The 8,550-nt window shown below is 69.6% G+C and carries 10 protein-coding genes; 9 read left to right on the forward strand and 1 reads right to left on the reverse strand.

Going from position 1 to position 8,550, the window contains the following annotated elements; all coding sequences use genetic code 11:
• A partial coding sequence (locus tag FUT87_RS22360; RefSeq protein WP_147242435.1) for a helicase HerA-like domain-containing protein occupies window positions 1-1,014 on the reverse strand: 1,014 nt, incomplete at its 3' end.
• Window positions 1,015-1,116: 102 nt separating this feature from the next.
• Between FUT87_RS22360 and FUT87_RS22365 the strand changes: the two genes are divergently transcribed.
• The 9 genes from FUT87_RS22365 to FUT87_RS22405 all read left to right on the forward strand — a co-directional run.
• Complete coding sequence (locus FUT87_RS22365; RefSeq protein ID WP_091734010.1) at window positions 1,117-1,842, forward strand: YebC/PmpR family DNA-binding transcriptional regulator; 726 nt, start codon at window positions 1,117-1,119, stop codon at window positions 1,840-1,842.
• Window positions 1,839-3,122 carry a phosphoribosylamine--glycine ligase gene (gene purD, locus FUT87_RS22370; protein ID WP_099860448.1) on the forward strand — a complete coding sequence of 428 codons (1,284 nt, stop codon included), beginning with the start codon at window positions 1,839-1,841 and terminating at the stop codon, window positions 3,120-3,122. The genes FUT87_RS22365 and purD overlap by 4 nt, the downstream gene beginning before the upstream one ends.
• A gap of 35 nt (window positions 3,123-3,157) precedes the next feature.
• A complete protein-coding gene (locus tag FUT87_RS22375; protein ID WP_222617244.1) occupies window positions 3,158-3,871 on the forward strand; it encodes a 1-acyl-sn-glycerol-3-phosphate acyltransferase in 714 nt (237 codons plus the stop codon).
• Window positions 3,868-4,803 (forward strand): oxygen-dependent coproporphyrinogen oxidase, encoded by a 936-nt coding sequence (gene hemF / locus FUT87_RS22380; RefSeq protein ID WP_091734006.1) that lies wholly within the window; start codon window positions 3,868-3,870, stop codon window positions 4,801-4,803. Before FUT87_RS22375 ends, hemF begins: the two co-directional genes overlap by 4 nt.
• A 10-nt stretch (window positions 4,804-4,813) precedes the next feature.
• Window positions 4,814-5,440: a nicotinate (nicotinamide) nucleotide adenylyltransferase gene (nadD, locus tag FUT87_RS22385; protein WP_147242436.1), complete on the forward strand. Its 627-nt coding sequence runs from the start codon at window positions 4,814-4,816 to the stop codon at window positions 5,438-5,440.
• Complete coding sequence (rsfS, locus tag FUT87_RS22390; RefSeq protein ID WP_147242437.1) at window positions 5,441-6,301, forward strand: ribosome silencing factor; 861 nt, start codon at window positions 5,441-5,443, stop codon at window positions 6,299-6,301.
• 4 nt (window positions 6,302-6,305) lie between these two features.
• The gene (rlmH, locus tag FUT87_RS22395; RefSeq protein WP_091734000.1) at window positions 6,306-6,776 is read left to right on the forward strand and encodes a 23S rRNA (pseudouridine(1915)-N(3))-methyltransferase RlmH; all 471 of its coding nucleotides are present in this window, start codon (window positions 6,306-6,308) and stop codon (window positions 6,774-6,776) included.
• A 7-nt stretch (window positions 6,777-6,783) separates the two neighbouring features.
• Window positions 6,784-7,440 carry a nucleoside triphosphate pyrophosphatase gene (locus tag FUT87_RS22400; RefSeq protein WP_147242438.1) on the forward strand — a complete coding sequence of 219 codons (657 nt, stop codon included), beginning with the start codon at window positions 6,784-6,786 and terminating at the stop codon, window positions 7,438-7,440.
• Between the two features lie 100 nt (window positions 7,441-7,540).
• On the forward strand, window positions 7,541-8,550 hold a 1,010-nt coding region (locus FUT87_RS22405), incomplete at its 3' end, for an Rne/Rng family ribonuclease (protein WP_147242439.1).

Consider the following 8,550-nt stretch of genomic DNA (forward strand, 5'->3'; position numbering starts at 1 on the left):
GTCCGCCGCCGCCTTGACCGCCTTCTGGTCGCGTGGCGTGAACGCGCGCAGCGCGTGCTGCACCCGGTTGCCGAGCTGGCCCAGCACCGTGTCCGGGATGTCCAGCGGGTTCTGCGTCACGAAATAGACCCCGACGCCCTTGGACCGCACCAGCCGCACGACCAGCTCGATGCGCTCGACCAGCGCCGCCGGCGCGTCCTTGAACAGCAGGTGGGCCTCGTCGAAGAAGAACACCAGCTTGGGCTTGTCCAGGTCGCCCACCTCCGGCAGCGTCTCGAACAGTTCCGACAGCATCCACAGCAGGAAGGTCGCGTACAGCCGCGGCGCGGCCATCAGCTTGTCGGCGGCCAGGATGTTGATGACGCCCAATCCATCCGAGGTCTGCATGAAATCGTGGATGTCGAGCATCGGCTCGCCGAAGAACTTGTCGCCGCCTTGCGCCTCGATCTGCAGCAGGCCGCGCTGGATCGCGCCGACACTGGCGGCTGACACATTGCCGTACTGGGTCGTGAACTCGCTGGCGTTCTCCCCGACGTGCTGCAGCATCGCGCGCAGGTCCTTCAGGTCCAGCAGCGCCAGGCCGTGGTCGTCGGCGATCTTGAAGACCATCTGCATCACGCCGGCCTGGGTCTCGTTCAGGCCCAGCATCCTCGACAGCAGCAGCGGGCCCATGTCGGAGACGGTCGCCCGCACCGGATGGCCCTGCTCGCCGAAGACGTCCCACAGCGTGGTCGGGCAGGCGATCGGGGCCGGCGGCGAGATGCCGCGTTCCTTCAGCACCGCCAGCAGCTTGGTCGACGGCGCGCCCGCCTGCGAGATGCCGGTCAGGTCGCCCTTGACGTCCGCCATGAAGACCGGTACCCCCATCTGGCTGAAGGATTCGGCCAGTTTCTGCAGGCTGATCGTCTTGCCGGTGCCGGTCGCGCCGGTGATCAGGCCGTGCCGGTTGGCCAGCGCCGGAAGCAGCTGGCATTCGGTGTCGCCGTGGCGGGCCAGCAGGATCGGGTCGGCCATGCGGAAGTCTCCAGAGGCAAAAAGCTAAAATCGCAGTCTAACGAAGCATCAACAGCGCCGCCCGGAGTTTTTCCGGGCCGTCGTTCATAGGAGAACGAGGACATGGCAGGGCATTCCAAATGGGCCAACATCCAGCACCGCAAGGGCCGCCAGGACGAGAAGCGCGGCAAGGTCTGGACCCGTCTGACCCGTGAAATCATCGTCGCCGCGCGCACCGGCGGCGGCGACATCACCATGAACCCCCGCCTGCGCCTGGCGATCGAGAAGGCCAAGGCCGCCAACATGCCGGCCGACAACATCAAGCGCAACGTCGACAAGGCCACCGGCAACCTCGACGGCGTGACCTACGAGGAAATCCGCTACGAAGGCTACGGCATCGGCGGCGCCGCGATCATCGTCGACTGCATGACCGACAACCGCGTGCGCACCGTCGCCGAGGTCCGTCACGCCTTCAGCAAGTACGGCGGCAACCTGGGCACCGAAGGCTCGGTGGCCTTCCAGTTCAAGCACTGCGGCCAGCTGGTCTTCGCGCCCGGCACGTCCGAGGACAAGGTCATGGAGGTGGCGCTGGAAGCCGGCGCCGAGGACGTCCTGACCGACGACGACGGCGCCATCGAGGTGCTGACCGCCCCCGGCGACTATGAAGCGGTGAAGAACGCGCTCGAGGCCGCCGGCCTGAAGCCCGAGATCGCCGAGGTCACCATGCGGGCCGAGAACACCATCGACCTGGCCGGCGACGACGCCGCGCGCATGCAGAAGCTGCTGGACGTCATCGAGGACCTGGACGACGTCCAGGAGGTCTATCACAACGCGAGCCTGTCCGAATGAAGGTCCTGGTCCTTGGCAATGGTGGCCGCGAGCACGCGCTGGCCTGGCGGCTGGCGCAGGGCGAGCGCGTCACGCAGGTGTTCGTGGCGCCCGGCAACGGCGGCACCGCGCGCGATCCGCTCCTGAAGAACGTCCCGATCACCGACGTGAAGGCGCTGGCCGACTTCGCCGTCGAGCAGAAGATCGCGCTGACCGTGGTCGGCCCCGAGGCCTTCCTGGCCGCCGGCGTCGTCGACGAGTTCCGCGCCCGCGGGCTGCGCATCTTCGGCCCGACCAAGGCGGCCGCGCAGCTGGAGAGCTCCAAGGCCTTCGCCAAGGAGTTCATGAAGCGCCACGGCATCCCGACCGCCGCCTACGAGACCTTCAGCGACGCGACCCAGGCCCATGCCTACGTCGACGCGCAGGGCGCGCCCATCGTCATCAAGGCCGATGGCCTGGCGGCGGGCAAGGGCGTGGTCGTGGCGATGACGCTGGCCGAGGCGCATGAGGCGATCGACTGGATCCTGGCCGACAACAAGCTCGGTGTGGTCCACAACGAGGGCGGCGCGCGCGTCGTCATCGAGCAGTTCCTCGAAGGCGAGGAAGCCAGCTTCATCGTGCTGTGCGACGGCCGCAACGTCCTGCCGCTGGCCACCAGCCAGGACCACAAGCGCCTGCTCGACGCCGACCAGGGTCCCAACACCGGTGGCATGGGCGCGTACTCGCCGGCGCCGGTGGTGACGCCCAACGTCCATGCCAAGGTGATGCACGAGATCGTCATGCCGACGATCCAGGGCATGGCCCGCGACGGCACCCCGTTCACCGGTTTCCTCTACGCCGGCCTGATGATCGACGCGCACGGCCAGCCGCGCACCGTCGAGTTCAACACCCGCATGGGCGATCCCGAGACGCAGCCGATCATGATGCGGCTCAAGAGCGACCTGTTCGAGGTGCTGATGCACGCGACCGACGGCACGCTGGACCAGGTCGAGCTGCAGTGGGACCGCCGCGCGGCGCTGGGCGTCGTGATGGCCGCCAGCGGTTATCCGCTGTCGCCGCGCAAGGGCGACGCGATCACCGGCCTGCCCGAGGACGGCGAGGACGCGATGGTCTTCCATGCCGGCACGACGCTGCGCGAGGACGGCCAGCTCGTCACCAGCGGCGGCCGCGTGCTGTGCGTGACCGCGCTGGGCGAGGCGGTGCGCCATGCCCAGCAGCTGGCTTACCAGACCGCGCAGTCGATCCAGTTCGACGGCAAGCAGTACCGCCAGGACATCGGTTACCGCGCCATCAAGCGCTGAAGCCGGTCCACTGCCTTTCCTCGCCGCTGCCCATCTTGAGCCTCGACTTGCCGCAGACCCTCGACGTCCGCCCCGCGGACGGCGAGGCGCGCGCCCTGCCGCGCCGCTGGACCGGCGCGCTGACGCCGATGCCGCGCGGCAGCGCGCTGGCGCGGGCGGTGCTGCGGCTCTTCGGCTGGCGCATCGTCTGCCAGGGCCTGCCGGCGCGGCAGGGCGTGGTGATGGTGTACCCGCACACCTCCAACTGGGATTTCCCGGTCGGCGTACTGACGAAGTGGAGCCTGGGTTTCGAGCTCAGGTTCTGGGCCAAGGACAGCCTGTTCAAGCTGCCGCTGGTCGGTCACTGGATGCGCGCGATCGGCGGCGTGGCGGTGAACCGGCGCTCGGCCAACGGGCTGGTCGGCGACACCGTGCGCCAGATGCTCGACGCCAAGGCGCGCGGGGAGTCGTTCTGGCTGATCGTCGCGCCCGAGGGCACGCGCGGCTACGTCGATCACTGGAAGTCGGGCGCGTACCACGTGGCCGTGCAGGCCGGCGTGCCGGTGGGGCTGGCGTCGTTCGACTTCGCGACGAAGCAGGTGATCTTCACCGACTTCGTCGAGCTCAGCGGCGATCCCACCCGGGACCTGGCGCTGTTCGCGCAGGTGCTGCAGGGGCGCCAAGGCAGGCGGCCCGACCAGGCCGGCCTGATCCGCTTCAAGCCCAATGAGGGCGCGCCCCGGGCGCGCCAGGATGGAGATTCCCGATGAACACGCAGTTGGTGCGCGACTACCTGCTCGGCCTGCAGCAGCGGATCGTCACGACGCTGGAGCGCCTGGACGGCCAGGCCTTCATCAGCGATGCCTGGCAACGCGAGCCCGGCGGCCGCCTGGAGGGCGACGGCCTGGTGCGTCTGATCGAGAACGGCGCGGTGTTCGAGCGCGGCGGCGTCAATTTCTCGCATGTGCGCGGCCGGGTGCTGCCGCCGTCGGCGACGGCCCACCGACCCGAGCTGGCCGGATCGCCGTTCGAGGCGATGGGCGTCTCGCTGGTGATGCACCCGCACAACCCGTTCGTGCCGACGGTCCACATGAACGTGCGCATGTTTGCGGCGCTGCCGGCCGACCGCGATCCGGTCGTCTGGTTCGGCGGCGGCATGGACCTGACGCCGTACTACGGCTTCGAGCGCGACGCGCAGCACTTCCACCGCACCTGCCGTGCCGCGCTGGAGCCGCATGGCCAGGACCTCTATCCGCGCTTCAAGCAGTGGTGCGACGAGTACTTCCACCTGAAGCACCGCAACGAGCCGCGCGGCGTCGGCGGCATCTTCTTCGACGACTTCGCCGAGGGCGGCATCGACAACGCCTTCGGCCTGCTGCAGTCGGTGGGCGATGCCTTCCTGCCGGCCTACGAGCCCATCGTCGAGCGCCGTCACGGCCTGGCCTATGGCGAGCGCGAGCGTGACTTCCAGGCCTATCGCCGGGGTCGTTATGTCGAGTTCAACCTGGTCTTCGACCGCGGCACGCTGTTCGGGCTGCAGTCGGGCGGGCGCACCGAATCGATCCTGATGTCGATGCCGCCGGTGGCGCGCTGGCGCTACGACTGGCAGCCCGAGGACGGCTCGCCCGAGGCCCGGCTCTACACCGACTTCCTCCGCCCGCGCGACTGGGCCGACGAGGTGCCGACGCACCTCTGGTTCTGAAGGGTCCCGAGTGAGCAGCAGCCATTCGAACCGCGCGCGACAGGTCGGATGGTTCGGCGGGTCGTTCGATCCGGTGCATCGCGCCCACCTGGCGCTGGCGCACGCGGCGCTGGACCAGCTCGCGCTGGACGAGGTGCGCTGGATCGTCGCCGGGCAGCCGTGGCAGAAGTCGGGCCGCCGGATGGCCGGCGCGGCGCACCGGGCCGAGATGGTCCGGTTGACGATCGCGGGCGAGGGCGGCGATCCGCGTTTCGTCGTCGACGATCGCGAGATCCGGCGCGCCGGGCCGAGCTACACGCTCGACTCGGTGCGCGAGTATCAGCAGGAACGGCCGGGCGACGCGCTCTGGCTGATCCTGGGACAGGACCAGCTGGCCGGCTTCCCGAGCTGGAACGGCTGGGAGGAACTGGTCGAGCGCATGGGGCTGGCGGTGGCCGCCCGCGCGCAGGACGAGGTGAGGGCGCCGGCGGCGCTGCTGGAGCGGCCGCATCGGCTGGTCCGGCTGGTGATGCCGGCGCTGCAATGGTCATCCACCGAGGCCCGCCGACTGGCGGCCAAGGGCGCTGACGTGAGGCCCGTGGTGGGCGACGAGGTGGCGGGGTATATTGCCCGGCACCGTCTCTACAGTGAGAACTGAATGGACATCAAGAAACTGGAACGTGCCATCGTCGATGGTCTGGAGGATGTGAAGGCGCAGGACATCCTGGTCTTCGACACCGAGCGCCTGTCGCCCCTGTTCGAGCGCGTGATCATCGCGTCGGGCACGAGCAACCGGCAGACCAAGGCGCTGGCGTCCAGCGTGCGGGAGACGGTCAAGAAGCGCGGCATGCAGGTGATGCGCACCGAGGGCGAGGACAACGGCGAATGGATCATCGTGGACTGCGGCGCGGCCGTCGTGCACCTGATGCAGCCGGCGATCCGCCAGTACTACCACCTCGAGGAAATCTGGGGCGGCAAGCCGGTCAAGCTCAAGCTGGGCAACAGCGGCACGAAGCTGGTGAAGGCGTCCGAGCCGATGGACGACGAGGACGAGGACGCGCCCAAGGCGAAGAAGGCCGCCAAGTCGGCGAAGAAGCCGGCCAAGGCCAAGTCCGCCGACGGCGAGGCCGTCGCGACCGCGTCGAAGAAGGCGCCCACGCGCGCCACCGGCACCAAGTCCGCCGCGGCCAAGACCACGGGCGCGAAGACCGCCGCCAAGACCGCGGCGAAGAAGGCCCCCGCCGCGAAGGCCGCCGCGACCAAGACCGCCGCCAAGGCGCCGGCGAAGAAGACAACGACCGGCGCGACCGCCGCCAAGACCGCGCGCAAGCCCGCGGCGAAGAAGGAAGTGGTCGAGACGGTGAAGGTCGGCAGCAAGAAGCCGGCGGTGAAGAAGCTGTCGCCCAAGGTCGCCGCCGCCAAGCCGGCTGCCAGACCGGCGGCCAAGAAGGCGGCCGCCAAGCCCGCGGCCAAGAAGACGACGGTGAAGACCGGCACGAAGTCCAAGGCCAAGGCCTGACCCCGTGCGGCTGGTGCTGTGCGCGGTCGGCCAGAAGATGCCGGCCTGGGCCGATGAGGCCTATGAGGATTTCGCCAAGCGCTTCCCGCCGGAGATGCGGCTGGAGCTCAAGGCGGTGAAGGCGGAACCGCGCACCACCGGCAAGTCGACCGAGCAGTTGATGGCGGCCGAGGCCCAGCGCCTGGACGCCGCCTGCCCGAAAGGGGCGCGGCGCGTGGTGCTCGACGAGCGCGGCGAGCGGGTCACCAGCAAGCAGCTCGCGCAGCGGCTGGAGACCTGGCGCGGCGACGGCCGCGATGTGGCGATCTTCATCGGCGGCCCCGACGGCCTGGACGACAGCATCAAGTCGCGCGCCGACGAGAAGCTGCGCCTCTCCGACCTGACCCTGCCGCACGCGTTCGTGCGCGTGCTGCTGGCCGAAGGCCTCTACCGCGCCTGGTCCGTGATGGAAGGGCATCCGTATCACCGCGAGTGAATCGCCCATGTCCGATCCCACTTCCGCCACCTCGGTTGCATCCGCCGCCTCCGCCGCTGCCTTCGACTTTCTCTACCTCGCGTCCCAGAGCCCGCGCCGCCGTCAGCTGCTCGAGCAGATCGGCGTGCGTCACGAGCTGCTGCTGCCCGGCGCCGACGAGGACGCGGAGGCGCTGGAGGCGGTGGTCGATGGCGAATCGCCGGACGACTACGTGACCCGCGTCACCGCCGCGAAGCTGCAGGCGGCGCTGCGCCGCCGCGCGTCGCGCGGCCTGCCGCCCGCGCCGGTGCTGTGCTCCGACACGACGGTCGCGCTGGGCGCGCTCATCCTGGGCAAGCCGGACGACGCGGACCATGCGGCGGCGATGCTCGCCCGCCTCTCCGGCCGGACGCACCGGGTGCTGACCGCCGTCGCGCTGGGTCTGCCGGACGGGCGCGTGCTCAGCGACGTCAACGTGTCGCAGGTGCGCTTCGCCGAGATCGGCCAGGACCGGCTGCGGGCCTACGTGGCCTCGGGCGAGCCGATGGGCAAGGCCGGCGCCTATGCGATACAAAGTCAGGCCGCGGCCTGGATCGAACACATCGCCGGCAGTTATTCGGGCATCATGGGCCTGCCGTTGTTCGAAACGGCCCGGTTGTTGCGGGAGGGCGGCTTCGAGGTCTGAGGCCGACGCGAGGACCGGAGACCCCAGGCAGGCGATCCGGAAGGCGACTCGAGCGTTGCCGCCAGCCCCGAGGCTGACGAGAGCGCTGGAGCACAAGAACATGGAAGACATCCTGATCAACTGGACCCCGCAGGAGACGCGGGTGGCCGTGGTCGAGAACGGGGCCGTGCAGGAACTGCACATCGAGCGCACGCTGGAACGCGGCCTCGTCGGCAACGTCTATCTCGGCAAGGTGGCGCGGGTGCTGCCCGGCATGCAGTCCGCCTTCATCGACATCGGCCTGGAGCGGGCGGCCTTCCTGCACGTGGCCGACCTGCACCTCAACGGCGTGAGCCCGCGCGGCCATCACGGCGAGAGCGGCCAGGCGACCCCGATCGAGCGCCTCGTCTACGAGGGCCAGGCCTTGACCGTGCAGGTCATCAAGGACCCGATCGGCACGAAAGGCGCCCGGCTGTCGACGCAGATCTCCATCGCGGGCCGGCTGCTGGTGCACCTGCCGCAGGACAACCACATCGGCATCTCCCAGAAGATCGGTTCGCCCGAGGCGCGCGACGCGCTGCGCGCGCGCATGCAGACGCTGGTCTCGGCCGGGGTCCAGGACGGCAACACCGGCGGCTTCATCCTGCGCACCAACGCCGAGGAGGCGAGCGATGAGGAACTCGGCGCCGACATCGCCTACCTGCGCAAGACCTGGGCGTCGATCCGCGAGAAGTCGCTGCGCCTGCCGCCCGGCAGCCTGCTGTTCCAGGACCTGAGCCTGGTCGAACGCGTGCTGCGCGACCTGGCGAGCGAGCGGACCAACTCGATCCGCATCGACGCCAAGCTGCAGTACGACGTGGTGCGCCAGTTCGGCGAGACCTACATGCCGGCCGCCACGGCGAAGCTGGAGCTGTACCGGGGCGAGCGGCCGATCTTCGACCTGAACAACATCGACGCGGAGATCGCCCGGGCGCTGGCGCGGCGGGTGGACCTGAAGTCCGGCGGCTACCTGATCATCGACCAGACCGAGGCGATGACGACGATCGACGTGAACACCGGCGGCTTCGTCGGTGCGCGCAACTTCGACGACACGATCTTCAAGACCAACCTCGAGGCGGCCGGCGCGATCGC

It is taken from the genome of Mitsuaria sp. TWR114 (assembly GCF_007997345.1).